The organism is Armatimonadota bacterium, assembly GCA_016869025.1.
In the GTDB taxonomy this organism is placed as follows: Bacteria; Sysuimicrobiota; Sysuimicrobiia; order Sysuimicrobiales; family Humicultoraceae; genus VGFA01.
Map to the genome: position 1 here is coordinate 1 of VGFA01000001.1, position 25,595 is coordinate 25,595.

Annotated in this window: 23 protein-coding genes and 2 tRNA genes; 21 read left to right on the top strand and 4 right to left on the bottom strand. The window is 68.4% G+C overall.

The genetic code is table 11. From position 1 onward, the window contains the following. Nucleotides 1-216: 216 nt before the first annotated feature. The 17 genes from FJX73_00005 (at nucleotide 217) to FJX73_00085 (ending at nucleotide 17,538) form a co-directional block, all read left to right on the top strand. Nucleotides 217-816, top strand: a complete 600-nt coding sequence (locus tag FJX73_00005; protein MBM3469167.1) for a translation initiation factor IF-3 — start codon at nucleotides 217-219, stop codon at nucleotides 814-816. A gap of 18 nt (nucleotides 817-834) precedes the next feature. Beyond that, complete coding sequence (rpmI, locus tag FJX73_00010; protein ID MBM3469168.1) at nucleotides 835-1,032, top strand: 50S ribosomal protein L35; 198 nt, start codon at nucleotides 835-837, stop codon at nucleotides 1,030-1,032. Nucleotides 1,033-1,080: 48 nt separating this feature from the next. Beyond that, nucleotides 1,081-1,440, top strand: coding sequence for a 50S ribosomal protein L20 (rplT, locus tag FJX73_00015; GenBank protein ID MBM3469169.1), 360 nt, complete (start codon nucleotides 1,081-1,083; stop codon nucleotides 1,438-1,440). A 72-nt stretch (nucleotides 1,441-1,512) separates the two neighbouring features. Continuing rightward, nucleotides 1,513-2,865 (top strand): Trk family potassium uptake protein, encoded by a 1,353-nt coding sequence (locus FJX73_00020; GenBank protein ID MBM3469170.1) that lies wholly within the window; start codon nucleotides 1,513-1,515, stop codon nucleotides 2,863-2,865. Nucleotides 2,866-2,916: 51 nt separating this feature from the next. Next, the gene (locus FJX73_00025) at nucleotides 2,917-3,567 is read left to right on the top strand and encodes a TrkA family potassium uptake protein (GenBank protein MBM3469171.1); all 651 of its coding nucleotides are present in this window, start codon (nucleotides 2,917-2,919) and stop codon (nucleotides 3,565-3,567) included. A 48-nt stretch (nucleotides 3,568-3,615) separates the two neighbouring features. Next, a complete protein-coding gene (locus tag FJX73_00030; protein MBM3469172.1) occupies nucleotides 3,616-4,380 on the top strand; it encodes an RNA methyltransferase in 765 nt (254 codons plus the stop codon). Between the two features lie 438 nt (nucleotides 4,381-4,818). Continuing rightward, the gene (gene pheS, locus FJX73_00035; GenBank protein MBM3469173.1) at nucleotides 4,819-5,802 is read left to right on the top strand and encodes a phenylalanine--tRNA ligase subunit alpha; all 984 of its coding nucleotides are present in this window, start codon (nucleotides 4,819-4,821) and stop codon (nucleotides 5,800-5,802) included. After that, complete coding sequence (locus FJX73_00040) at nucleotides 5,803-7,866, top strand: phenylalanine--tRNA ligase subunit beta (GenBank protein MBM3469174.1); 2,064 nt, start codon at nucleotides 5,803-5,805, stop codon at nucleotides 7,864-7,866. It abuts the gene before it with no gap. 62 nt (nucleotides 7,867-7,928) lie between these two features. Next, entirely contained in the window at nucleotides 7,929-8,438 is a 510-nt protein-coding gene (locus tag FJX73_00045; protein ID MBM3469175.1) for a hypothetical protein, read from the top strand. Nucleotides 8,439-8,451: 13 nt separating this feature from the next. Further along, nucleotides 8,452-10,206, top strand: a complete 1,755-nt coding sequence (gene polX / locus FJX73_00050; GenBank protein ID MBM3469176.1) for a DNA polymerase/3'-5' exonuclease PolX — start codon at nucleotides 8,452-8,454, stop codon at nucleotides 10,204-10,206. 1 nt (nucleotide 10,207) lies between these two features. Beyond that, a complete protein-coding gene (locus FJX73_00055) occupies nucleotides 10,208-10,750 on the top strand; it encodes a DNA-3-methyladenine glycosylase (protein ID MBM3469177.1) in 543 nt (180 codons plus the stop codon). Further along, on the top strand, nucleotides 10,620-11,723 hold the full coding sequence (locus FJX73_00060) for a metalloenzyme (protein MBM3469178.1): 1,104 nt from the start codon (nucleotides 10,620-10,622) through the stop codon (nucleotides 11,721-11,723). Before FJX73_00055 ends, FJX73_00060 begins: the two co-directional genes overlap by 131 nt. Next, a complete protein-coding gene (locus FJX73_00065; protein MBM3469179.1) occupies nucleotides 11,720-14,089 on the top strand; it encodes an endonuclease MutS2 in 2,370 nt (789 codons plus the stop codon). The genes FJX73_00060 and FJX73_00065 overlap by 4 nt, the downstream gene beginning before the upstream one ends. Nucleotides 14,090-14,126: 37 nt before the next feature. Further along, entirely contained in the window at nucleotides 14,127-15,344 is a 1,218-nt protein-coding gene (locus tag FJX73_00070; protein ID MBM3469180.1) for a tyrosine--tRNA ligase, read from the top strand. Between the two features lie 91 nt (nucleotides 15,345-15,435). Next, nucleotides 15,436-16,608: a M20 family metallopeptidase gene (locus tag FJX73_00075; GenBank protein MBM3469181.1), complete on the top strand. Its 1,173-nt coding sequence runs from the start codon at nucleotides 15,436-15,438 to the stop codon at nucleotides 16,606-16,608. Nucleotides 16,609-16,642: 34 nt separating this feature from the next. Beyond that, nucleotides 16,643-16,719 (top strand) — tRNA-Ile (locus tag FJX73_00080). 45 nt (nucleotides 16,720-16,764) lie between these two features. Further along, nucleotides 16,765-17,538 (top strand): arginase, encoded by a 774-nt coding sequence (locus FJX73_00085; protein ID MBM3469182.1) that lies wholly within the window; start codon nucleotides 16,765-16,767, stop codon nucleotides 17,536-17,538. 37 nt (nucleotides 17,539-17,575) lie between these two features. Here FJX73_00085 and FJX73_00090 read toward each other — a convergent pair whose 3' ends face one another. The 3 genes from FJX73_00090 to FJX73_00100 form a co-directional block, all read right to left on the bottom strand. Continuing rightward, a complete protein-coding gene (locus tag FJX73_00090; protein MBM3469183.1) occupies nucleotides 17,576-18,064 on the bottom strand; it encodes a hypothetical protein in 489 nt (162 codons plus the stop codon). 115 nt (nucleotides 18,065-18,179) lie between these two features. Continuing rightward, nucleotides 18,180-20,036, bottom strand: coding sequence for an alkaline phosphatase family protein (locus FJX73_00095; protein MBM3469184.1), 1,857 nt, complete (start codon nucleotides 20,034-20,036; stop codon nucleotides 18,180-18,182). Then, a complete protein-coding gene (locus tag FJX73_00100; protein MBM3469185.1) occupies nucleotides 19,769-20,617 on the bottom strand; it encodes an acyl-[acyl-carrier-protein] thioesterase in 849 nt (282 codons plus the stop codon). The genes FJX73_00095 and FJX73_00100 overlap by 268 nt, the downstream gene beginning before the upstream one ends. Nucleotides 20,618-20,740: 123 nt before the next feature. On the opposite strand from FJX73_00100, the gene FJX73_00105 reads away from it, so the two are divergent. Together FJX73_00105 and FJX73_00110 are read left to right on the top strand one after the other, a co-directional pair. Continuing rightward, nucleotides 20,741-21,082, top strand: coding sequence for a hypothetical protein (locus FJX73_00105; GenBank protein MBM3469186.1), 342 nt, complete (start codon nucleotides 20,741-20,743; stop codon nucleotides 21,080-21,082). 22 nt (nucleotides 21,083-21,104) lie between these two features. After that, nucleotides 21,105-21,180: transfer RNA gene (locus FJX73_00110), tRNA-Ala, on the top strand. A 104-nt stretch (nucleotides 21,181-21,284) separates the two neighbouring features. Here the strand turns inward: FJX73_00110 and FJX73_00115 are convergent. Beyond that, complete coding sequence (locus FJX73_00115) at nucleotides 21,285-22,361, bottom strand: radical SAM protein (protein ID MBM3469187.1); 1,077 nt, start codon at nucleotides 22,359-22,361, stop codon at nucleotides 21,285-21,287. Between the two features lie 218 nt (nucleotides 22,362-22,579). Between FJX73_00115 and FJX73_00120 the strand changes: the two genes are divergently transcribed. Continuing rightward, on the top strand, nucleotides 22,580-24,136 hold the full coding sequence (locus FJX73_00120) for a hypothetical protein (GenBank protein MBM3469188.1): 1,557 nt from the start codon (nucleotides 22,580-22,582) through the stop codon (nucleotides 24,134-24,136). Further along, entirely contained in the window at nucleotides 23,983-25,575 is a 1,593-nt protein-coding gene (locus tag FJX73_00125) for a hypothetical protein (GenBank protein ID MBM3469189.1), read from the top strand. The genes FJX73_00120 and FJX73_00125 overlap by 154 nt, the downstream gene beginning before the upstream one ends. Nucleotides 25,576-25,595: the final 20 nt, after the last annotated feature.

Here is a 25,595-nt window from a genome sequence, read left to right on the forward strand (position 1 = left end):
CAAGGGAGGCTAGCAAGTCGAACACCAACATCATAGGCCAAGGGAAGTGCTACCCTGGGCTTGACAGTCTCGACTCGATTTCGTGCGATTGACGGCCTGATACCCCCGTGCTATACTCCGCACGATCTGACAGCCGAAAGTAGAAGCCATCCGCTTCTCACCCGGGCGCTCGAGAGACACCGTGATGCGACCCGGGTCGCTGTGGCAGCGGCGCGAATGTGGGGATGGCACCTGCCGTCCCCTTTGTGTTTTGCGGGCCGCAGGCCGATATCAAGCACGGAGGGTCAAGGAGGGCGAGAGAGCATCGAACGCGAGACGCGGATCAACGACCGGATAAGAGTCCGAGAGGTGCGATTGATCGGCCCTGGCGGCGAGCAGCTGGGGATCGTTTCCACACGCGAGGCGCTCATGCGCGCTCAGGAGCACACTCTGGACCTCGTGGAGGTCGCCCCCACGGCGTCCCCGCCCGTGTGCAAGATAATGGACTACGGGCGGTACAAGTACGAGCAGAGCAAGCGTGACCGGGACGCCCACCGGAAGTCGCGCGGCGGCGATCTCAAGGGCATGCGGATGAGCCCGAAGATAGGCGAGCACGATTTCCAGGTCAAGATCCGCCGGGTGACCGAGTTCCTCAAGGACGGCGACAAGGTCCGGGTCGCGATGTGGTTCCGCGGGCGCGAGATGGCCCACCCCAAGGTGGGGGAAGCGTTGCTGCAACGTTTGGCCCTGGCGGTGGCTGAGGTCGGGGTGGTCGAGAGCATGCCCAAGCTGGAAGGCAGGAACATGATAATGCTCCTCGCCCCCCGAAAGGGGTAGGAGACGGGAGAGGGAGCGGTGGCAAAGACAAAGCGACACCAGGGCGCCACGAAGCGCATTGGAACGACTGGTTCAGGTCGTCTGACGCGGGGACGCCAGCACGGCGGCCATCTCAAGGTCAAGAAGAGCCCCAAGCGCAGGCGCTCTCTGCGCGCGGAGGTTTCGGTACACGCCAGCGATGAAAAGCGGTTGCGGCGGTTGCTCCCCGGCCAATAACGCGTTGGGGGCACGCCGGGCAGTTCTCTAGCGGAAGGTGGGTTGGTCATGGCACGCATCAAGCGCGGCGTCACGGCACGTCGCCGCCACAAGAAGATCCTACGACTGGCTCGGGGGTACCGGGGCGGTCAGAGCCGATGGTACCGCCTGGCCAAACAGTATGTAACCCGCGCCCTGGCGCAGGCATTCACGGCCCGGCGCCTCCGCAAGCGGCAGTTCCGGCGGTTGTGGGTCACGCGCATCAACGCCGCCGCGCGCGGGAGCGGCGTTCCGTACAGCCGGTTGATCAGCGGCCTGCGCAAGGCGGGCGTGAGCGTGAACCGCAAGGTCCTGGCCGACCTGGCCGTGAAAGATCGAGCGGCCTTTGACGCGCTGGTCGCGCGCGCCAAGGTTCACCTGGAGTCCTAGCCGCCGGTTGCAGGTCGCCGGCGGCTCTGCGCAGTGCCAGGGATGGGCGTGGCGAGGACGCCGACTCCGCAAATGGTTCGCCAGTTAGCGCTGGTTCGGCAGTCCTGGTCAGGACGGCTGACCCTGAGCCCATCCCAGACCATCATCGTCGGCTTCATAACGATCATTCTGGCCGGAGCGATGCTGCTCAGCCTGCCGGCCGCCTCCGAGTCGGGTCGGCCCACGCCCTTTCTCACCGCGCTGTTCACGGCCACGTCGGCGACGTGCGTCACCGGCCTGACGGTCGTGGACACCGCGGATCACTATTCGTTCTTTGGCGAGCTGGTGATCCTGGTGCTGATACAGCTCGGGGGATTCGGGTACATGACCTCGTGGGCGCTTCTTGCCCTTGTCCTTGGGTGGCGAATCGGGCTTCGGGAGCGGATCATCCTCACCGAGGCCCACAACCTGTATGACCTCGGGGGCGTGGTGCGGTTCACGCGGCGCCTCATTCTGATGGCCCTGATCGTCGAAGCATCCGGAGCCGCGATCCTGACCTTGCGCTGGATGGGGGAGGAGCCGTTTGGACGCGCGCTGTATCTGGGCGTGTTCCACAGCATTTCGGCGTTCAACAACGCCGGGTTTGACCTGATGGGTGGCTTCAGGAGCCTGACCGCATACGCCGGCGACCCGGTGGTTTCGCTGATCATCGCCGGGCTCATCATCCTCGGCGGCCTCGGGTTCTCGGTGCTGTTCGACCTGCGCTCGCGGCGCCTGACGCTTCACTCGAAGACCGTGCTGTTGGCCACTGGAATGCTGATAGGCATCGGGACGGCGTTGATCGCGCTGTTTGAGTTTGCGAACCCCAAGACGCTGGGAGCCCTGCCGGTTCCCGAGCGGCTGCTCGCGGCCCTCTTCCACGCGGTGACGCCCAGGACCGGGGGCTTTTCCACCATTGAGGTTAGATCTCTGGCCGAGCCGACGCTAGTGTTCGTTGCCTCGCTCATGTTCATCGGCGCCTCCCCCGGCGGTACGGGCGGGGGCATCAAGACGACAACGTTTATGGCGCCTCTGGCGGTGATCCTGAGCAGCATCCGGGGAACCGGGGAGCCGGTGCTGTTCGGACGCCGGATAATGGTCCAGAATGTCAACAAGGCCCTGACCATAGCCTTTGTGTCGCTGGCCTTCGTGTTCGCAATGTCGGTCATGCTTGCCGCAGTTGAGCGGGTGGAGTTTCTTCCGGCGCTGTTCGAGATCACATCGGGTTTCGGAACCGTGGGGCTGAGCACCGGGTTGACGCCGCACCTCTCGCCGTGGGGTAGGGTTATCGTGATGCTGACCGTGTTCAGCGGCCGCGTCGGGTTGCTGACAGTCGCGTTTGGGCTGACCCGGCGGCACCGGCCGGCCAGGGTGCGCCATCCCGAGGAGAGGCTGTACATTGGATAGCGGCGCGAGCCCGGCGCCACGGGCGGATCATCCGGGCGGGTGGAGACTACGATGAGCGAATTCGCGGTGATTGGGATCGGGCGGTTCGGCCGGAGCGTAGCGGCGACGCTGCACCAGCTCGGACACAGGGTGCTCGCGATAGACCAGAGCGAGGACTCGCTCCGGCACGTGGCCGATGACGTGACGCATGCGGTGCAGTTGGATTCAACGGACGCCGAGGCGCTCCGGGGCGTTGGGATTGCAAACATGGACGCGGTGGTCGTGGCCATCGGCGCAGCCATGCAGGAGAGCATCCTGACCACGCTGATCCTGAAGGAACTCGGTTGCAAGAAGATCGTGGCAAAGGCCTCCAACGACCTGCAGGGCAAAGTGCTCGAGCGCATAGGCGCGGACGTGGTCGTCCACCCTGAGCGCGACATGGGAGTGCGCATCGCCCACACTCTCTCGGCACCGGGGGTACTGGACTACCTTGAGATCTCTCCCACGTTCTCAATCGAGGAGCTCAGCGTACCCGACCGTTTGGTCGGCCAGACGCTTGGGCGGATGGATCTCAAGGCCCGTTTCGGCGTAAGCGTGCTGTTGATACGCCGGGACAGCCAGCTGCTGATCTCCCCCGACCCGGAGACCGTTCTTCAGACCGGGGACGTGCTGGTCGTGGTAGGGGAGAACCGGCAGCTCAACAGGCTGGAGACCTCGCTCTAGCCAGCTGGCGACGTGATAACCTCCACGCGCCACCCCCTGGTACAGGCGATGCGGAGGGCGGGTGAGCATCCGCGCCGCGACCCAGAGCAGCGGATCGTGCTGGATGGGCCGCGCCTGGTCCAGGAAGCCCTCGATGCCGGCATCTTCATTGAGGCGGTCCTGATCGCCGGCGATGAGGCAGACCCCGCCGGCTCGCCGCTGAGCGCGCGCCTCAGGGACGCCGGCGCTCGCGTCTGCCAGGCCACCCTGCGCGTCGTGCAGGCCGCCAGCCGCGTGGCGACATCCCAGGGGGTCGTGGCACTGGCCCGGCGTCCATCCCCGCCGGACGCCTCGATTCTGGACTCGTCCGGGCTCCTGCTGCTCGTGGCCGACGGTATCCAGGATCCCGGAAACCTCGGCACCATGGTACGAACCGCGGCCGCCTCCGGCGCTTCCGCGGTCGCGGTGACCGAGGGCACCGCTGATCCGTTCCAGCCCAAGGTGATACGCGCCACCATGGGAGCGGCTTTCAGGATACCCGTGCTTGGACTCGACGGTCCCGCGCTGCGGGCAGCGCTCGTCGCACACGGTGTCCGCGTGATCGTGGCCGACGCTCGAGGAGACCTGGACTACGCGACTGCGCCCGTTGATCCACCCCTGGCGATCGTCGTTGGGAACGAGTCCGCCGGGCCTGATGCCGCGTGGTTCGATGTTGGGACGCGCGTCCGCATCCCGCTGCTGGGGCAGGTCGAGTCGCTCAACGCCGCGGTGGCGGCCGGCGTGCTCCTGTACGAGGTCGTGCGCAGGCGCGGGGTCTCGTCGGCGAGTCCGTGATCGGACTCTCGCGTGCTTGTCAGTCGCTTTTCGCCTGTGCTATACTCACGGCAATCGCGCGGCAGTGGCTGGAACCCTGATCTGGCGCGGGTTTCAGGATCGTTTCTCCGGGCCTATCGCCAGGCAGGCCGCAGGCGATGAAGGAGAGGAGTACCGCAGGGTCGGCTCGATCACCCGTGCGGCCCAGAGTCGCACGGGGATAGGGAGGGGGGCCCTGGACTGCAAGCCCCTTCGAGCACGTGCCGTCGGGAAGTTCGCTCCTGAGCCGCCGGGTTGAAAGCGCAACGGCGTCACTAGACCCGGCCGGAGACCCGCCGTTATCCGGGCAAGAGGGACCGGGCCGCCACGCGCGCCCGGCCGATGAGGGTGGTATCGCGGAAGCGAGGCGCTTTCGCCCCTGGAGGCGGAGGCGCCTTGGCATTCCACAGGAGGGGCCGCATGCCTGATGATGTTGACCGGCTCGTGACCCGGACGATCAAGGCGCTCGGAGGGGTGACCGACCCCGACGCGCTGGAGGCCATGCGCCACCGCGTGTTGGGACGCCGGGGCGAGATCGCCGCGCTCCTGAAGGGCCTCCCTGCCCTGAGCGGACCCGAGCGCGCGTCACGCGGCGCGCGCCTCAACAGCGCGCGGGAGACGTTGCTGTTGGCGTTCGATGCTCGCGCGGCCGAGCTCGCCACCACACGGGAGACAGAACGCTTGGCAGCAGAGCGGATTGACGTATCGCTGCCCGGCCGGCGCGGGCCGCTTGGCCGCCGGCACGTGCTGCGGCGCACGCTCGATGAGGTCGAGCGGATCTTCGTCGGGCTCGGGTTCGAGGTGGTCGAGGGAACAGAAGTAGAAACCGATGAGTTCAACTTCGGGCGGCTCAACATGCCGCGCGACCACCCGGCCCGCGACACCCAGGATACCTTCTATCTCGGCGACGAGCTGTTGCTGCGCACGCACGCCACGGTCGTGGACGCGAGGGTGATGGCAGGACGGACCCCGCCGCTGCGCATCGTCACCAGCGGAAGGTGCTATCGCCGGGACCCGGTGGACGCTACCCACATGCCGGTGTTCCATCAGGTGGACGGGTTCATGGTCGGTGAGAACATCACGTTTGCGAACGTGAAGGGCGTACTGGCCACGTTTGCGCGCGAGATGTTCGGGCCCCAGACCAGGACGCGCTTCCAGCCGAGCTACTTCCCCTTCACCGAACCCAGCGCCGAACTGGCGGTGTCGTTCGAGGGACGGTGGCTGGAGCTGGGTGGGTTTGGCATGTTCCACCCCAGGGTGCTGGAGATGGCCGGGATTGATCCAGAGAGGTACACGGCCTTTGCATTCGGCCTAGGGGTTGATCGGCCGGCCATGGTGCGCTACGGGATCCCCGACATCCGCCTGCTGTGGGAGAACGATCTCAGATTGCTGGAGCAGTTCTAGATGCGCGCCCCGCTGTCGTGGCTGAGAGAGTACGTTGAGTTGCCCGAGCCCGCCGAGGCACTGGCCGAGGTCCTGCCCATGCTGGGCATCGGCGTAGAGGGAGTCGAGCGCACCGGCGTAGACCAGGTGCTGGATCTCGAGATTGCCTCCAACCGGCCGGACCTGCTGAGCATGATCGGCATTGCCCGCGAGCTGGCGGCGTGGCGCGGCTGCGATGTCCGTCTGCCGGCAGACGATCTCAACGAGGTTGACCCGCCCGCCTCCTCCGTGGCGGCGGTGGAGATCGCGGACGCGTCGCTGTGCCCGCGCTATGTGGCCCACGTGATCACGGGTGTCACGATTGGTGCCTCGCCGCCTGCCATCGCTGCCAGGCTGGAGGCGGCCGGGATCCGGCCCGTGAACGCGGTGGTGGACGCCACGAACTACGTGATGCTGGAGTGGGGACAACCCCTGCACGCGTTTGACCTCGACGCCCTGCGCGGACGCCGCATCATCGTGCGACCGGCCGCTGCCGGCGAGTATCTCGTCACGCTGGACGGAGTGGGACGCACCCTCGATCCCGCGATGCTCGTGATCGCGGACGCCAGCCGCCCCGTGGCCCTGGCCGGCATCATGGGCGGCGCCGAGACTGAGATCGGGCCTGCGACCCGCACCGTGCTGCTGGAAGCAGCGTCGTTTGCGCCCTCCAGCGTGCGCCGCACGAGCCGTCGCATTGGCCTACGCACCGAGGCCAGCGCACGGTTTGAGCGCGGGGTGGATCCTGAAGGGGTTGCCCGCGCAGCGCGCCGGGCCGCCGGGATCATTGCCGACCTCTCAGGGGGACGGGTCCTGCGCTCTGGGGTGGATGCCTATCCGGCGCCGGTGCCCAGGCCGGTGATCAGGCTGCGGCTTCCGCGCCTGGAGCGCGTACTGGGCGTGGAGATACCGCCTGGTGAGGTCGTGGCCGTTCTTGCCCGGCTCGGGCTGGATGCGCGCCGGGAGGGGGATTCGGTAATCGCCGTGCCCCCGGTAGGCCGAAGGGATCTGGAGCGCGAGGAAGACCTCGTCGAGGAAGTGGCCCGCCACCACGGCTACGACCGGATTCCAGAGGCGATGCCGCGCGAGGTCATGCAGCAGGGACGCCGCCCTGTCACGCTGGAGGCCGAGGGCGCGGCGCGCGACGCGCTCGTGCGTGCCGGCCTGACCGAGGCGATGACGCTGTCGCTCATCCATCCGCGCGTGCTGGACCGTCTGGGGGTCGGGGAGGACGATCCGTGGCGCCTGGCCGTGCCCATCTCCAATCCGCTCACTGCCGACCACACCCATCTGCGGTCCGCCCTTCTTCCAGGGCTGCTGGAGGCGGTGCGGATCAATGTCGCGCGGCGGCGGGGAGCGATCCACCTGTTTGAGATCGGCCGGACATTCCGGGCTGAAGGCGGCGCGGTGAGGGAGCGGCGCGCACTTGCGATAGCGTTGCATGGGGCGTGGCTGGCCGGGTTCTGGGAAGACGCCCGAGACCTGCGCGATGCCACGCTGCTGCACCTGAAGGGCGTGCTGGAGACCCTCTCGGCCGAGCTGCGAGCAGGACCGCTCGTGGTGGAGGCCGGCGGTCCTGCGTGGATGCACCCGGCGCGGTGTGGACGCGTCAGCGTCGGCGGCGCAGAGGTTGGGGTGATGGGAGAGCTGCATCCACAGGTTGCCGCCCGTCTTGATATTCCAGGCCGCACCTGCGTGAGCGAGATGGATCTGGATGCACTGCTCGGCCACGCCGTACTTCAGCCCAGATTCGCGGACATGCCGCGGTATCCGGCCGTGGTGCGCGACGTTGCCCTGGTGGCACCGCTGGATCTGCCCCACGCGGCGGTGCAAGGAGCGCTGGTCGAGGCCGGCGGCGCACTGCTGGAGTCGGCGGAGTTGTTCGACGCCTACGCAGGCCCGCCGCTCGCTCAGGGGACGCGCAACCTGGCCTACACACTGACGTTTCGCGCTCCGGACCGCACCCTCACCGGCGAGGAGATCGAGGGCCTGATGCTGGAGATATGCACGGCCGTGGCCGCGCGCCTGCCGGTTGCGGTCCGCGCATAGGTATGCCGGGACGGCATGTGGGGCATTGTCTCTGATGAGCGGGCGTCCTGGAGGTGGTCGGTGTGACGTGGCTTGACTGGATCGCGGTGGTGATGCTGATCGGGTTCGTCGTGCAGGGAGTGTTCAAGGGCGGCGTCGCATCCCTGCTGGGCGGGGTGGCGCTGGTGGTTGCCTACGCGGCCGCGGCGATCACCTTCCCGGCCCTGGGCGAGCGCATCACGAGAGGGAGCCCCCTGCCCCTGGAATGGGGGCGGACCGTTGGGTTCGTCCTGGCCTTCCTGGTCGCGTACACGCTGCTGGCCGTGCTGATCAGCATCCTCCCGGGCGGAAAGCGACCCGGCCTGCCCGCCCAAGTCCTGGGGATTCTCACCGGCGCTCTCAAGGCCCTGGTCGCGGCCATGGCCGGGGTGGGAATCCTGCTGGCTTCACCTCTGTCCGACACGATCGCTCAGGACGTCGAGCGGTCGCCTATCGTGCGGTACGTGGCGGTGGCTCAGCGAGGCGCCATCACCCACCTTCAACGGATCAGCCCGATCCCTTTCCCGCCGGTCGGCCCGGACCACAAGTTCTGACGAGCCCCACGTGTTGCAGAACCGGGCGGTCGCACAACGGTTTGCGCTGATAGCCGATCTGCTCGAGATAGGGGGCGAATCGGTCTTCCGCATCAACGCCTACCGCCGGGCAGCCCGAGCCATGGAAGGGCTCTCAGAGGATGTCGCCACGGTCGCCGCCCGCGGAGGCCTTACCGAGATCCCCGGCATAGGCAAGGCCCTGGCGGAGAAGATCGTCGAGTTCCTGGCAACCGGCGCGATGCACGCCTACGAAGAACTGGCCGCATCGCTCCCGCCTGGGCTTGCCACCCTGATGACCGTGCCCGAGGTCGGGCCCAAGACCGCGCTGCTGCTGCACGAGCATCTGGGCATCTCGACGCTGGACGAACTGGAGGCCGCGGCCGCCGCTGGCCGCATCCGCGAGCTGCCGCGCATGGGTCAGCGGACCGAGGAGGCCATACTGCGCGGCATCGCGATGGTGCGCCGCCAGGCCGGGCGCCGGCCCCTGGGCTTTGCCCTGCCCGTGGCAGAGGCGCTGGTCGAGCGGCTGCGGGCGGTCGCGGGGGTAAGACAGATCAGCGCCGCTGGCAGCATCCGCCGCATGAGAGAGACCGTGGGCGACCTGGACATCCTGGTGACCAGCCGGGCGCCCGCGCGGGTGATGGAGGCCTTCACCACGTCGCCCGAAGTGAGCGAGGTCCTATCCCGGGGCTCCACGCGGTCGTCGGTGGTGCTGGACGCCGGGCTGCAGGCCGACCTGCGCGTTGTGGAGCCCGTCGCGTATGGTGCGGCACTGCAGTACTTCACCGGGAGCAAGGAGCACAACATCGCCCTGCGCGAGAGGGCTGCCCGCGCCGGGTTGAAGCTCAACGAGTACGGCCTGTGGCGGTCCGGGGGCGGTCGCGGCGGTCACGACCGCCGCGTGGCCGGTCGCACAGAAGCCGGCATCTACCGTGCCCTGGGCCTGGTCTGGATACCACCCGAACTCCGGGAGGACAAGGGCGAGATCGAGGCGGCGGAGGCAGGCCGGCTACCCCGGTTGATCGAGGTTGAGGACATCCGCGGCGAGGTTCACGCGCACACGTCGTGGAGCGACGGCGCCGATACCGTCGAGCAGATCGCCGCCGCCGCAGTGGCGATGGGATACGAGTACGTCTGCATCACCGATCACTCGCAGTCGCTCAAGGTCGCGCGAGGAGTGGCGGCCGTGGACCTGCGTGACCACATCCGGCAGGTCCGTTCTCTCTCCGACGGTATGGGGATCGCCGTGCTCATCGGCACCGAGTGCGACATCACCGCCGATGGCACCCTGGACTACCCCGACGACCTGCTGGCCGACCTCGACCTGGTGATCGCATCGGTGCACACCCGCTTCCGAATGAGCCGTGATGCCATGACGTTGCGCATAGTGCGGGCGATGGAGAGCGAGCACGTGGACATCCTGGGCCACCCCACCGGCCGGCTGCTCGGCGCGCGTGACCCCTACGAGGTGGATATCGAGGCGGTGGTGGATGCCGCGGCCCGAACCGGTACTGCTCTCGAGATCAACGCCGCGCCCGAGCGCCTGGACCTCAAGGACACCGACGTCCGCCTGGCCAGGGAGCGGGGGGCGCGCCTGGCGATCGGCACCGATGCGCACTCGTGCGCACAGTTGCGCTACATGCCGCTTGGGGTGGGAACCGCCCGGCGCGGCTGGGTCGAGGCAAAGGATGTCATCAACACGTTGCCGCTTGCGTCGCTGCGCGATGTGCTCGGGCGCCGGGGGGTCCGCCAGCGGCGCAGCCCGTGAGATGAGGCAGTTCCGACCACTTCCGCGCAGTTTCTTCGCACGGCACACGGTGGCCGTCGCCCGCGCCCTGCTGGGCCATCTGCTTGTCCACGAGACGCCGTCCGGAGTGCTCGTGGGCCGCATCGTGGAGACCGAGGCCTACCGGGGGGCGGACGATCCTGCCAGCCATGCCTTCAGGCAAACCCCGCGCAGCGCGATCATGTTTGGCCGGCCCGGGATCGCCTACGTCTACCGCGCGTTTGGGCTGCACGCCTGCCTGAACGTTGTCACCGAGCCCGAGGGACGGCCAGGGGCAGTGCTCCTGCGGGCTGTCGAGCCCGCTGCTCCAGGCCCCGGCCGCCTGACCGTTGCGATGGCGGTCGGCTTGGAGCACAACGGGGCCGATCTCACCGCACCGCCGCTCTACCTGGCCCATGGCGGTCGCCGCCGCGTCGCCGTTGCCGTCGGTCCGCGTATCGGGGTCAGCGCGGCCACGGACCGCGCGTGGCGGTTCGGACTGGACGGCCACCCCGCGCTCTCGCGGCGGTTTCCCTCTCGTCTATAATGAAGAGGTGTCAATCCTGGTCCTGTTTCTGGACGGCGTCGGCCTCGGCGAGCCCGATCCCGCGATCAACCCGTTCGCGAAGACGGCGACACCAACGCTGCGCCGGCTGCTCGGCGGCCCGATGGTTGCCCAGGAGACGGTCAGCCGCCCGGGGGTGCTGCTGCTGTCCGCGGACGCAACCCTGGGCGTCGCTGGACTGCCGCAGAGCGCGACCGGACAGACCGCGCTGCTCACCGGATGCAACGCGCCGGCGATCGCCGGCCGGCACGTGAGCACGTACCCTACCGCGGAGTTGCGGGATCTGCTCTCGGAGCATAGCATCTTTGCCCGGGCGCGACGGCGCGGCCTGCGCGTGGTACTGGCGAACACATACAGCCCGGAGTATTTCTCCGCGGTGGCGCTCCGGCGACTCAGGGTGGCGGCGGTCACGTACGCTGCGCAGGCCGCGGGAGTCCGGCTGCGCTCGATTGACGATCTGCGCTCCGGGCGCGCGGTCTTCCACGACCTTGTCAACCTCCGACTGCGCAGGTGGGGGCACGACGTCCAGGCGCTGACCCCGCGGCTGGCCGGTCACCGTCTGAGCGAGATCGCCGCGGACGCGGACCTGACCTTCTTCGAGTTCTTTCTGACGGACCTTGCGGCACACGGACGCACAGCCCTTTCCCCGGATGCCGTGATCGGCATGATGGACGAACTGCTGGCCGGCATCATCGAGCGACTCGACGCCCGGACGACCCTTCTCGTAACCAGCGATCACGGCAACATCGAAGACTGCCGCACGAGCGCGCACACCAGGTACCCCGTGCCTGTCCTGGCCATCGGCTCCCAGAGCGGCGCCTTCCGGGATGTCCGCACGATCACCGATGTCGCGCCCGCGATTCTCTCCGCGCTGGGTGGCAACGAACCCGTGAAGGCAGCGCGGTCCGGCGGGGCACGGTCCGGCGGGGCACGGCCCGGCATGGTGTCCAGGTGAGGGGCTTGCCCGCCGACGGGCGCACCCTTCGAGTGCTCGAGTTCCCCAAGATCCTCGCGGCGCTGGCCGAGGGCACCGTGACGCCCATGGGGCGCGAGCTGGCGCTGCGCCTGCTGCCGGAGTGCGACTGCGAGGCGGTACGCGCGGCGCTGGAGGTTACCGCGGAGGCGGTGGCCGTAGCCGCGGAGTCCGAGATCCAGGTGCGGGGGGCGCGCGACATCCGGCCGCTGGCCACCAGGGCGGCATCGGGCGGAATGCTCGATCCCCTGGAACTGCTCGACGTGGCGCAGACCCTGGAGGTCACCCGGCGCGTCCAATCCCACCTGCGCTCCCGTCGCGCCCTGGCCCCGCGTCTGGCAGCGCTGGCCGACCGTCTGACCGCGCTGCCGGAGTTGGAGACGGAGATCGGCCGGGCCCTGGACGGCCAGGGTCGCGTTCTGAGCACGGCCTCGCCTGATCTGCGCCGGATCCGCGACGAGCACCAGGCAGTGGAGCGACGTCTGCGCGAGTCGCTGGAGAGGATGCTTCACGATTCGGCGGTCGCGCGCTACCTGCAGGAGTCGCTTGTAACCGTACGGGGTGATCGGTTCGTTCTACCCGTGCGGGCCGAGCATCGCGCACAGTTCCCGGGTATTGTGCACGACGCGAGCGCAAGCGGGGCCACGCTCTTCATGGAGCCGCTGGCACTGGTCCCGTTGGGCAACAGGCGGCGTGAGCTGGATGCCGCGGAGCGCGAGGAGATTCTTCAGATCCTGCGCAGGCTGTCGGGTATGGTTGGTGAACACTCCGGAGCGTTGTGCACCAACGGGGAGATCCTGGGCGATCTGGATCTGGCCTCAGCCAAGGCCGCGCTGGCAGCGCGCCTGCGGGCCACCGCGCCGCAGGTGTGCGAGGACGGCACCATGCGGGTGCACGGCGCGCGCCACCCGCTGCTGGCCCTGGCCCGGGGGGATGCCGGGGTCGTTCCGGTGGACATCGTGCTCGGAGGCGAGTTCACCACATTGGTCGTGACCGGTCCCAACACCGGGGGCAAGACGGTAGCCCTGAAGACCATCGGCCTGCTGGCCCTGATGGCGCAGGCAGGGCTGTTCATCCCGGCCGCGGACGGCAGCACCGTCGCCCGTTTCGACCAGGTGCACGCGGACATCGGCGACGAGCAGTCCATCGAGCAGAGCCTGTCCACCTTCTCATCGCACATGAGCGCCATAGTTCAGATCCTGAGAAACGCGAGGCCGCCCGGGCTTGTCCTGCTCGACGAGATCGGCGCCGGAACCGATCCCACCGAGGGCGTGGTTCTTGCCCGGGCCATCATCCAGGAACTACACCGCCGCGGGCTGCACACAGTGGTAACCACCCACTACAACGAGCTGAAGATGCTGGCCTCTGTGGAAGCCGGCATCGAGAACGCGTCCGTGGAGTTTGACGTTGAAACGCTGCAGCCAACGTTTCGGCTTCGGATTGGGCTTCCGGGCCGCAGCAACGCGCTGGTCATCGCGGAACGGCTGGGTCTTGACCCGGAGGTCGTGGCGGAGGCCAGATCCCACCTGGCGCCAGAGCACGTGGCCATCGAGCAGGTGCTGGACGACCTGACGCGCGACAGGCAGGCCGCAGAGAGGGACAGGGCCGAGGCCGCGCTGGCCAGGGCGGCTGCACAGGAGGCCGAGCACCAGATGGTCGAGGAGGCCGAGCGTGTTCGGCGCGAGCGCCGGCGCCTTCTGGCAGAGGCCAGGCAGACCAGCGATGCGATTATCACGGAGACGCGCAGGCGGCTGGACGCGGTGATGGCAGAGGTGCGCGCCGCGCGTACCGAGGACGCGGTGCGACGGGCGCGGTCGCACCTGAGGGAGGCCGTGGAGGCGTTACCCGCCACGGAGCCCGCATCGCCTCCGGGCCCGCAGGTTGAGCGCGTGCACGCAGGCAAGGCGGTCTACGTGACACCACTGGGCAGGACCGGCACCGTCGTGTCCGGCCCCGATGCCCACGGCCAGGTGGAGGTGGAGGCCGGCACCCTGCGCACGCGCGTCCCCCTGGATGCGCTGTACGAGGCCCCGGCAGTTCACGGCGCGCCCCCCATCCCTGCGCGGTCCGCCGGGCGCGCCGAGGCACCCGCGCGGCCTGCCGTGACGACGTCGCTCAGCGTGCGCGGACAGACCGTGGACGAGGCCCTGCTGGTTGTGGATCGCTACCTGGACGACGCGGTGCGCGCGCGGTTGCCTCAGGTGACCGTGATTCACGGCAAGGGCACGGGTGCGCTGCGGCGGGCTTTGCACGAGTTCCTGCGCGGGCACCCGCACGTGCGGCAGTTCCGCCTGGGCGACCGTGGAGAGGGCGGCGACGGCGCGACGGTTGTTGCGCTGATGTTGTAAGCTGAGGTATCGCAGGACGGTTTGCGGAGGTTGGAGCATGGCGTTTCTTTCGCCCGAGGAGCAACTACTGCGGCTGCGGCGCGGCTGCGCCGAGATCATCTCCGAGGAGGATCTCCTGGCCAAGCTGCGCCTTGGCCGCCCGCTGCGGGTCAAGCTCGGTCTCGATCCCTCTGCCCCCGACCTGCACCTGGGCACTGCGATAGTGCTGCGCAAGATGCGGCAGTTCCAGGACCTGGGCCACGAGGCGATCATTGTGATCGGCGACTTCACCGCGATGATCGGCGACCCAACCGGCAAGAAGCAGTCGCGTCCGATGCTCTCGCCCGATGAGGTCGCTTCCAACGCCCAGACCTACCGCGAGCAGTACGGCCTGATCCTTGACCCCGAGCGAACAAGGGTGACGTTCAACAGCCAGTGGTTGGGAGCCCTATCGTTTGCGGATGTGATCCGGCTGACATCGCGCGCTACCGTTGCGCGCATCCTGGAGCGCGACGACTTCACCACCCGGCTGCGCGACGGGGTGCCGATCCACATGCACGAGTTGCTCTATCCCATTTGCCAGGCCTACGACTCGGTGGCGCTGGAGGCCGACGTGGAGCTGGGAGGCACCGACCAGAAGTTCAACAACCTGATGGGACGCGATCTCCAGCGCGAGGTGGGGCAGCCGCCGCAGGTCGTGGTGCTGACGCCGCTGCTGCCCGGCCTGGATGGGGTCGAGAAGATGAGCAAGTCCCTGGGCAACGCCATTGGGATAACCGAGCCGCCCGCGGAGATGTTCGGCAAGGCGATGTCCATTCCCGACGCGCTGATGCCGGACTACTTCGAGTATGCCACGGACGTGCCCATGGATGAGGTCTCGGCGATTCGCGAAGGGCTGCGGTCCGGAGGCGTGCACCCGCGGGACGCGAAGCGGCGCCTGGCCGGGGCGATCGTCGCGCTCTGGCACGGCGAGGAAGCCGCCCGCTCCGCCGCGGCCACGTTCGAGCGGCTCTTTGTGGGAAAGGAACTGCCCGACGAGATCCCAGAAGCGTACGTCCCCGCGGACGAGGCGCGCGAGGGGCGGATCCGCCTGATCCGGCTGCTGGTTGTGACCGGGCTGGCCGAGAGCAACAGCGAGGCGCGGCGGCTCATCAGCCAGGGCGGTGTCAGCGTGGACGGCGGCCGGATCCACGACGTGGAGGCGGTCGTGCCCGTGCGCCAGGGGCTGGTAGTTCAGGTCGGCCGGCGACGGTTCGCGCGCATCACGACCGCGTAGAGGGCGCTTTGGTGTGGGCTGTGCTGCGGCAGGACAGCCGCGAGCATGCGCCGAACGCATCATCCAATCCCGCATGGAGGCGACCCAGCTCATGCACGCACAGATCTTGTCGGCAATTGACGCCGCGTCAGGCGAACTGATCGAACTTGCCCGTCGCATACACGCCACGCCGGAGATCGCCTTTCAGGAGCGCCAGGCGGCCGCCTGGCTGACCGAGGCGCTTGAACGGTACGGTTTCCGCGTAGAGCGCGGCGTGGCGGATCTGGAGACCGCATTCCGGGCACAGATCGCGGGATCGGATCACGGGCCTGCCGTGGCGATCCTGGCGGAGTACGACGCGCTCCCGGAGATAGGGCACGCGTGCGGCCACAACCTCATCGCCACCGCGGCGCTGGGAGCCGGAATAGGGCTGGCCGCGGTCCGGCGGCACCTGCCGGGTCGCGTGGCGGTGATAGGAACCCCGGCCGAGGAGGGCGGAGGTGGGAAGGTGATCATGCTGGAGCGCGGCGCCTTCCAGGGCGTGGACGCGGCCATGATGTTCCATCCCGCGAGCTACACCCTCTCGGGCCGGCCCTCACTGACTTCCTACCGTCTGGCGATCACATTTGCCGGAAGACCCGCGCATGCCGCTGCCGCCCCTGACGAAGGAGTGAACGCGCTGGACGGTCTCATCCAGACGTTCGTGGGGATAGGACTGCTGCGCCAGCAGGTGCGCGACGACGCCAGGATCCACGGCATCATCACGTACGGTGGCGCAGCGCCTAACATCATACCCGACCGCGCCGAGGCGGTGCTCACGGTGCGGGCGACGGACGACGCATATGTCCGCGAGTTGCTCGACCGCGTGATCAACATCGCCCGCGGGGCGGCCCTGGCCACGGGGACGACCCTGGAGCACACGTCTCGCAAGGGCTACGATGCGATCAAGCCCAACCGCACCCTGGCCAGGGCGTTCAGCAGGCACCTGGAGTCCCTGGGCTGGCCCGAGGACGCACCTCCCGATCGTCCGCGCATGGGCTCCACCGACATGGGCGATCTGAGCCAGGCGATCCCGTCCATCCACCCGTACGTGGCGATCGGCCCGAAGGACATGGTCGGGCACACCCTGGAGTTCCGCGAGGCCTCGCTTTGCGATCGCGGCCTGGAGGCGATGCTGGCAGCGGCCAAGGCAATGGCGCTGACGGCGTACGACCTGATTGCGCGACCGGAGTTGCTCGCGGAGGTGCGCAGGGAGTTTGCCGGCGGGCCGCCTGCAGTTGCCTGAACTGGTGACGGCGGGTATACTCGATGCTGCCCGTGGGCCCTTAGCTCAGGTGGTGAGAGCGCACCCCTGATAAGGGTGAGGTCGGTGGTTCGAGTCCACCAGGGCCCACCATGCGAGAAGGCCGTCAATACAAACACCTCGGAAAGCCGCCCGCAGATGTCCGACAGGTTCATTGTCACACCCTACTTCCTGAACGAGGAGTGGCCCCGGCTCGAAGCGCTGGGGCTCAGTCCTCAAGTGGTCAACCGGCAGGCCCTTGCCACCGGCGACCAGATCGCGGCGATTTCCCCTTTGATGCGGGGCCTTTCGGATCTCGTTTGGGATGCGATGCGTCGCGGCGAGAGACCCGTCAGCATCTCGGGCGACTGCTGCTCGGCCATAGGCGTGCTGGCTGGCCTCCAGCGCGCCGGCACAAGCCCCACGCTGATCTGGTTTGACGCGCACGGGGACTTCAACACCTGGGAGACGACCCCAAGCGGATTCCTCGGGGGGATGCCCCTCGCGATGATCGTGGGGCGTGGGGAGCAGCGTCTCGTGGAAGCCGCAGGCCTGGTCAACCTGCCGGAGCGGCAGGTAGTCCTGACCGACGCGCGCGACCTGGACCCCGGAGAGCGAGAGGCCCTCGAAGGTTCATCCGTGCGCCACGTGGGCGACGCGAGGGCGTTGCTCGAAGAGGATCTTCCGGAGGGGCCCCTGTACGTTCACTTCGATACCGATGTCGTGAGCCCGTCGGATGCCCCTGCCCAGAACTACCTGGCGCAGGGCGGCCCATCGGCATCTGAACTGGCCGGGGTCTTTGCCCGCCTGGCACGCACCGGCAGGGTAGTAGCCGTTTCGGTGTCGAGCTGGAATCCCAACATGGACCGGGATGGCCGCGCGGAGAAGGCCTGTGTGGAACTGCTCGACGTCCTGCGCGGCGGCCTCGAATGAGACCGCTACCAGGACCGGCCTTGACGTTGCCGCGCTGCTAGGGCGCCTGGAACCTGACCTTCCCCGAGTTGTCCACCAGCACCAGACCCGTGGTTCCGTCCGGGAACGCGTTCAACCAGACGCGGCCCCGCCCCAACCCATCGGACATCACCAGGCCCGAAGGCCGGTCCGGTGAGGCCACGAACCAGATGCGACCCCGGCCGCTGGCGTCGGCGATGACGACGCCGGGCGTCCCGTCGGACCGCACATTGAGCCACATGCGACCGCGCCCCGCGGCCTCGGACAGCAGGACCTCCGCGGTTCCATCCGGCTGAACGCTGAGCCCTATGCGGACGGTGCCCTGGGCGTCAATGACCTCCAGGCCGCGCACCCTGAGGATGTCGTTCTGTGATGCTGCCTGCTGCACCCCGAACGCCAGCACACCTACTGCCACCAGACTCAGACACCATCTCAGCACGCCGGCGCGCTGCCTGCGCTCAAGTTGCTCGATTCGCGCCTTCAGGCGCTCCATCTCGAGGTTTTCCATTGCGGACTCCCCCTGAGGGCGGGCCGAGTGCCTGGCCCGCACCACCCTGGTTATTCCCACGTCAGGGGGAGTCTAGGCCTGTCCCGGGCCTGGGCCAGGCCCGGTTGGGCCCGGGCTAGCGCGCCATCCGGTCCCGCCGGGACGCCGCTATCAGGGCGTCCTGCAGCGGGCGGAACCGGCGTGCCTGGGACTCCTGGAGTTCCAGCGAGCCGGCCGGCGGGACGTCAAACGCGTCGCCCAGCACATTGCCGTCCATGCCAGTTGGGACCGCGCCCATCAGGGCGAGGATCGTGGGCGCTATGTCCACCAGCCGGGCCGGGTGGTCAGTGACCACGCCGCGCCGTACCCCCGGGCCGCTGATGACCAGGGGGATGTGCTGTATGAGCCAGGATGCGCCACCGTGCGCCCCTCGATAGCGAAACGGCAGGGTCGGGTCGGTGGGCCGGTCACCGGCGGCAATGGTGTTCTCGCGAAATGGGACCGCGATCTCGGGACCGTGGGCGCCGGCAAACGTCGAGAAGAGATACCTGTAGGCCGCGTCGAGATCCGCAGGCAGGGGGGATCCGGCCTCGACCGGGACATAGGCGAAGCCGGTGCCCTCGCGCACCTTGCGGTAGACAGCGGAGACCCCAGGAAGGCCGACGCCTGCGATCGCACGGGCAGCCGCCTCGATCTTCGTGGTGTCGTCAACCCAGTACTCCGCGCTGGAACCGCCTCCTCCCATCAGCCGCGCGCCGGCATCCGACGCGGCCTTGCGGAGCCGCGCAACATCTACCAGCCGCTCGCCGGGCACCATGCCGTGGTCCGACGTCACGACCCAGAGCGTCTGCGACAGGATGCCGGCATCCTCGTACGCGCGCAGCAGGCGGCCGATCTGCACATCGGCGATCTGCACGATCCGGCTCATGATTCCAGGCGCGACGATGCCGCCCGTAGCGTGCCCCTGCTCGTCGGTGGCCGGCAGGTTCAGCAGGAGTACCTGGGGCCGCACCGCCCGGAAGAGCGCGAGCGCAGCGTCGGTAGCCCACGCGTCCGAGGGATTGCGCGGGTCGCGCAGCGAGGGAACATCTAGCACCCCGGGAGGTGGCTCGCGCCCAGGTACGGCAGAGGGCTGAGAGGTTCCGCGCGACGGCCGGGTGCGGAAGACCACGAAGTTCGCTTCCGGCCCCATCGCGTCCGCCGCGAAGTACTTGCTTGAACTGACCGTTGCCGCGACGAGCCCGGGCCGCCTCGCCCGCAGGACGCCTGCTATCGTCGGCACCCCGGATGCGGCTAGCACCCGCTGCTGCTCGCCACGCATCACCGCTTCCATGGTTGTCGGCCAGGTCATCCGCCCGGTGGCGGGGTCCTTCCACCCGAAACCGATCACCCCGTTGGTGCGCGGAAGCGTCCCGGTGGAGAGGGTGGCGTGCGCTGGTGGTGTGTTGGCGATCATCTGCCCGATCCAGGCGCGCGTGTACACCGTGCCCTCGCGCATCAACATTCGCAAATTCGGCATCGGCGTAAGATCGAGGTAATCGGGCCTGGCGCCGTCTATCACGATCACGACGACGTGCTGAAACAGAGACGCCGACGAGCGCCCGGGAATGGCAAGGGCGGCCGCCAGCGCGAGACCCAGGACGAGCGCGAAGGCACGAATCATGGCACGCTCCTGTCCGACGAGAGGTGTTCTCTGGGAGTAGACCCGCCAGGGGGCGCGCGCGTTTAGGCCGGGGTCGTCAGGCGGCCGTGTAGGATCAGCAGGCCGGCGGGCGTTGACAGCCGGTAGTGCCACGTGCTGCTCTCTTCCCAGGCCAGGTCGCGCAGCGCCGCGCCGACCGATGCTGCGGCGTGATATTGAAGGTCGTATGTGCGCGGAAGGGCCGCGATCGCCAGGCCTCCCCCGGCCCGGAACACCGCGTCGTCCAGAAGGTCGAGGTAGACGGCATGGTTGGCGTGGGCCAACGCGTCGGCGTCGCTGGCCCGCACCCATATGGACGCCTCGCGTGCCTCCGGTGGCGGAACCGGTTCCTCCAGGGGAAGCGGGGCGACCGCGCGCTGCATGCCCGGGAAGGTGGCGGCCACCTCGTCGGGGATGCGGATCGGGGTCGTGCCGTTCTGGGTTAGAATCCAGTCCACGATCGCTGTGGCCACCGGCGCGCCGTTGTCCTCGCGTTGCACCGTCCCGAGCCGGCGCGCCAGGATGCGGCGGGCACCGAGCAGACGGGTGGTGCAGACCAGCGCGTCGCCGTGCCGAGCCGGCGCCTCCACCGCGAGCCGGACCCGGCGCGCGAGCCAGAACATGCGGCGGGCGATGTTCCACTCCAGCGGATATCCGCAGGCCGTAGAGTGCTCGAATGCCATCTCCTGCAGGAGCCGGACGTACACGGACGCGCGGGCAACCCCGCCCGCGCCGCACTCGTCGTAGCGGATGCGGAAGGTGAGCGAGAGCGAATCCGGAGCGGTGTTCGACATGGGCTGCTTCCCCACAGTACCGACGATCGGGCAGGCGTGCAACTGCGCCGCAGGGAATACATGGCCGGTGAACGCATCGCTGGGAGGACAGACGCTCATGATGGACCTTGATGGACAGGTCGCGGCAGATCTCGTGCTCTACCTTGCGCGGCACCCCCAGGTCTTGCTGGAAGACCCAGTGGTGCCGGCCTCGATCCGGCTGTGAGGGAGTTCTGGCGCCGCGTGCCGGCAGCTGTCCTGGCTGCGTACCTGGCCGGGTACGCTGTCGGGGCGGTGCTCGGCAACTGGGACCCGCGGCGGGTCGGGTGGAGCGCCAGCTTCCTACCGGTGCTGGCAGAGGGCGCGCTCCTCGGCTTCATCCTCGGAGGGTTGCGCGGAGCGGTGCTGGCGCCGCTGCCCCTGCTGATCGTCCCCGAGACCTGGGTGCGGGCCGTGACCCTGCTCGACCGGGCAGGGGCTTGGGGGCTGCTGATCCTGGCTCAGCCGCTGCCGGCCATGTGGGCCGCGGGCGGTGCAGGCGCGGTCACGGCGTGGGCCCTGCGGCGATTGCGCGCCAGGCGGTAGGCGCGTATAATCGCTGCTGTCCGGGGACGTAGCTCAGCTGGGAGAGCACCTCGTTCGCAACGAGGGGGTCGGCGGTTCGAATCCGCTCGTCTCCACCAGGCGCGGCACGCCCAGATGCCGCACACCAGGGGCGCGGGCTTCAGCCCGCGCCCCTGTGTCTGGTGTGACCGGCGACCCCGTAGATGGAGGTCGTAGCGGCATCTCAGCAGGAGCCGCCGATCAGCCCCACGTTCCCCAACCCCACGCGCCGCAGGCCGGCGCCACGGGCCGCGGCCAGGCAGCGCTCCGCCTGGGCCCGCGAGGTGGTGGGCAGGTTCTCCATGAGGAAGCCCGGGCAGAACGCCAGCAGCCGGTACGGGATCTCAGGATCGAGTGCCGCGATCATCGCGGCCAGGGCCGCCACCTCCTCCTCGTCCACATAGCCGGGCACCAGCAGCGTGCTGGCCGCCACCAGCGGCGGGTTGGGGCGAGCCCGCGCGCACCGCGCGGCCGCGGCGAAGTTCTCGAGGGTGCGCCGGTTGGAGAAGCCGGTCAGGGCGATGTGCATCGGCTCGCTGGCGGCTTTCAGATCGAACTTGATCGTGCCCCCACTCTCGAGTGACAGGTCCAGGACCCGCCGCAGGAACGTCGGGTGCATCGCGCCGTTGGTTTCCCAGCAGATGCGCATGCGCCGGCGCTCCCTGGCGAGCCGCGAGGCCGCCAGGGCGTGGGGGAGCTGCGGCGTGGGGTCTCCACCGAAGTAGCAGATGCAGGCCACGCGGCTGGTCGCGGCATCAGCCAGCGCCGCCGCGCTCACCTTCGGCTCCAACCGGGCGGCCTGCTGCATGTGGTGCCAGTTCTGACAGAACAGGCAGTTGAACGTGCACGATCCGTAGAACACCGCCAGGTTGTGCATGCCCCTGGTGGCGCGCTCGCCGCAGACCTCCATGGCCACGCAGTTGGTCGGCAGCGGATCGTAGTACCACTGCAGGATCCCTGCTTGCGGGCCTCCGGCCAGGACGGTCATGCGGCCGCCGCAGTTCTCGCGGAGGTTGCAGTACCCGCGCTCTCCGGAAGCCATGCGGCATTCCCGCGCGCACAGCGTGCAGGGAATCCCGGCGGCCGAACGCGGTGGCTCCTTGGGGAGACGGAACAGGCGGCGCGCGCTGTGATGGGCGGCCCGCGCCAGCGGCAGGGCCCGGTCAGGGTTGGCGTGGATGCACGCCGCACAGACGCGCATCTGCCGCGCGACGAGTGCGGACTCGACGCCGCACAAGCGGCAACGCGCGGATGTGGGCATCACCGGCAGGACGTCCGCCACCGCGGCCCCTCCCTGGAGGATCATCTTCATGCAAGGCCGCCGACTTCCTCGTGCCCCTTCGGCTCTTGGGCCCCTGAAGGACGCAATGCCCCGCGAATCCCAGGGATGCAGGAATGGGGCGGATGGCCGCGTAATGAACGCCCTTGTTGCTGCCTGAGCTTCAACTGTGCTCAGGACACCTTGAAGGGGGGCGAAGTATGTCAATCATCTCCCGGGTGGTTGCGGTTGCGATCATCCTTTCGATCCTCCTGGCTCCGGCCGCGGTTACACAGGCGCAGCAGCCACGCAGAGGGGGAGTGCTCCGCTACGCCCTCGAGCTCGAGCCGCCCACGTACGATCCGCACGCAACCACCACCACGGCGGCCGCCTTCATCATGCACCATGTGCTCGAGCCCCTATTCACGCTCAACACAAAGCTGGAACCCGTGCCGATGCTGGCCGAGCGGTACACGGTCTCGCCTGACCGGCGCACCTACACGATCCACCTCCGCAAGGGCGTCCCGTTCCACCACGGCCGGGACCTGACGGCCGACGATGTGGTCGCCTCCCTTTCCCGATGGGGCCGCCTGGGTGTACGCGCGCGCGCGATGTTCGCGAACGTCGAATCCTTGACCGCCGGGGATGCCCACACCGTCGTCTTCAAGCTCAAGGACCCCTACGGCCTGCTCGTCACCGACCTCGCCTGGTGGACGCAGCCCGCCGTGATCTACCCCAAGGAGATCGCGGACGAGGCCGGCCTGAGCCCGGCGAAGCGATTCATAGGCACCGGCCCCTACCGGTTTGTCGAGTACGTGCCCGACCGTCACCTGCGCCTGGAGCGGTTCGACCGGTACGCGGCGCGCGCCGAGCCCGCGGACGGCATGAGCGGGCGGCGCACCGCCAATCTGGATGCGCTGGTCTTTGCCCCGGTTCCCGACGCCGCGGTCAGGGTGGCGGCTCTCCAGCGGAACGAGTACCAGTTCGCAGAGGCGATTCCGGCCGACCAGTACGAGCGGCTGGCGCGCACCGAGGGCGTTGTGCCGACGCGCGACGCGCTGCCGAGCTGGCTGGCGTTTGTGCTGAACAAGCGCACAGGCCCCCTGACGAATCCCAAGGTCAGACAGGCCCTTCTCGCGGCACTCGACATGGAGGCGATCCTGAAGGTCACCTATGGGCACCCGCAGTTCTTCCTCCTGAACCCCGGGCTCATGCCCAGGGAGCACTACCTGTGGACCGATTCCGGGAAGGAGGTCTACAACCAGAAGAACGCCGAGAGGGCCCGCCAGCTCCTGGCTGAGGCGGGTTACCGCGGGGAGCCGATCCGCTGGCTCGTGACGGCAGGGGCATTCTGGTCCGACAATCCGGCGACGGCCGCCAAGCCGATGCTCGAGCGAGCCGGGTTCGTGATAGATTTGCAGTTCATGGATTGGCCCACCGTGGTGTCGCGCCGGGGACGGCCCGAGCTGTGGGAAGTGTTCGTCACCACTTTCAGCTCGGTGCCCGATCCCACATTCCTGCTCGCCCTAAGCCCTGCCTACGCGGGCTGGTATGAGAGCCGCGACATGCAGGCGATCATCTCCCTCATGCGCCGGCACATAGATCCCAAGGTGAGGGCGGAGATGTGGCAGCGGGCGCAGGCCCTCTTCTGGAAGGACGTTCCCACCGTCAAGGTCGGGGACGGGTTTGTGATGCACATAAACCGCCCCGAACTGAAGGGATTCCTCAGGATTCCGACGATGTACTTCTGGAACACCTGGCTGGAGCCTGGCCGGTAGCGCCAGCACGAGTGGCATGGAGGGGTGATCTGGTGGCAGTGTTGAGAATCCTGACCGAGGAGGGCGTGCTCCGGATCCACGAAGCCACGCTCGGGTTGTTGGCCAGCACAGGGGTGAAGGTGGGCGAGAGCCGGGCCCGCCAGATCCTGCTGCGAAACGGGTGCCGTGATCTGGGCTCGGAACGCCTGGGAATACCGCGCGAACTCGTCGCGGAGACGATGCTACGGCCCCAGGCCCCGATGGTCCTGCAGGGAACGGATCCCGGGCGCAGCCTGACCCTGGACGGTTCCGCCTGCTACCTGCAGAACTTCGGATCGGTCTCGGTGGTCGTGGATCTGGACAGCGGTGACCTGCGCGACGCCACGTACAGGGACGCGGTGGACATGGCGCGCCTGCTCGACGCGTTGCCAAACTGCCATCACGCGGGGCCCCTCGTCCTACCAGTGGACATGGATCCGCGGAGGGCCAAGCTCGCGGCCGCGGTTGCGACGCTCCTCTACACCGGTAAGCCAGTGTCCCTCGGCGCGGTCTCGGACGCCCGGGAGACCGAACTGTGCGTGGAGATGTCCAGGGTGGTCAGCAGCCCTGGGAGACCGATAGGCCGGATCTCGATCTCACCCATCAGCCCCATGACCTTTCCGACGGACATCTGCGAAGCAATCCAGGTGGCGGCCGTCAGCGGGCTTCCTCTTCTAGGGCTGCCGTGTCCCATCCGCTCCATGGGAGCCCCGCTGTTCCTGGCCGGAGCCCTGTTGGGGCAGAACGCGGAGAACCTGGCTTTCGGCGTCATGGCCCGTCTTCTCAACCCGGAAGTGAAGCTGATGCACGCGTCCAGGATCGGGACCCCGGACATGCGCACCGGTTCGAAGGCCGGCGCCGATCCGGACGTGGGTGTTGCCGGGGCCTGTATGGCACAGATGGCCAGGCACTACGGCCTGCCGAGCAACGTGTACGGCATGGACACCGGGGCCCTGGTGTCCGACGCTCAGGCAGGCCTAGAGAAGGCCGCCAACACGCTGCGCCCGATGCTGGCCGGGGCAGACCAGATCTCCGGGCTGGGGCAGCTCGGCGGGGGGCTGGTGGCATCCTTCGTTCAAGCGGTCGTTGACGACGACATCTTCTCATTCCTGAGCCATCACCTTCAGGCGCTGACGGTGGAGCCCGGGACACTCGATCTGGCAGGGTTCAGACGGGTCGTGGGCGAGGGCGAGAGCTTCATGATCCAGGAGGCCACGCTGGAAGCCCTGAACGCTGGTGACGTATGGACGCCGGGCAGGATCAGTGCACCTGGGTCGTGGGATGAGTGGGCCGTGGATGGGCGCAAGATGGCCCACGACCGGGCCCGGCAGTTTGCGAGAGACCGCCTGGCTTCTGATCCGGTTCGGTACCAGGACGATCACAAAGAGGCGGCGCTGAACGCGATCGTAGAGGCGGCCTGATCCGCTGGATAGAGAGGAGA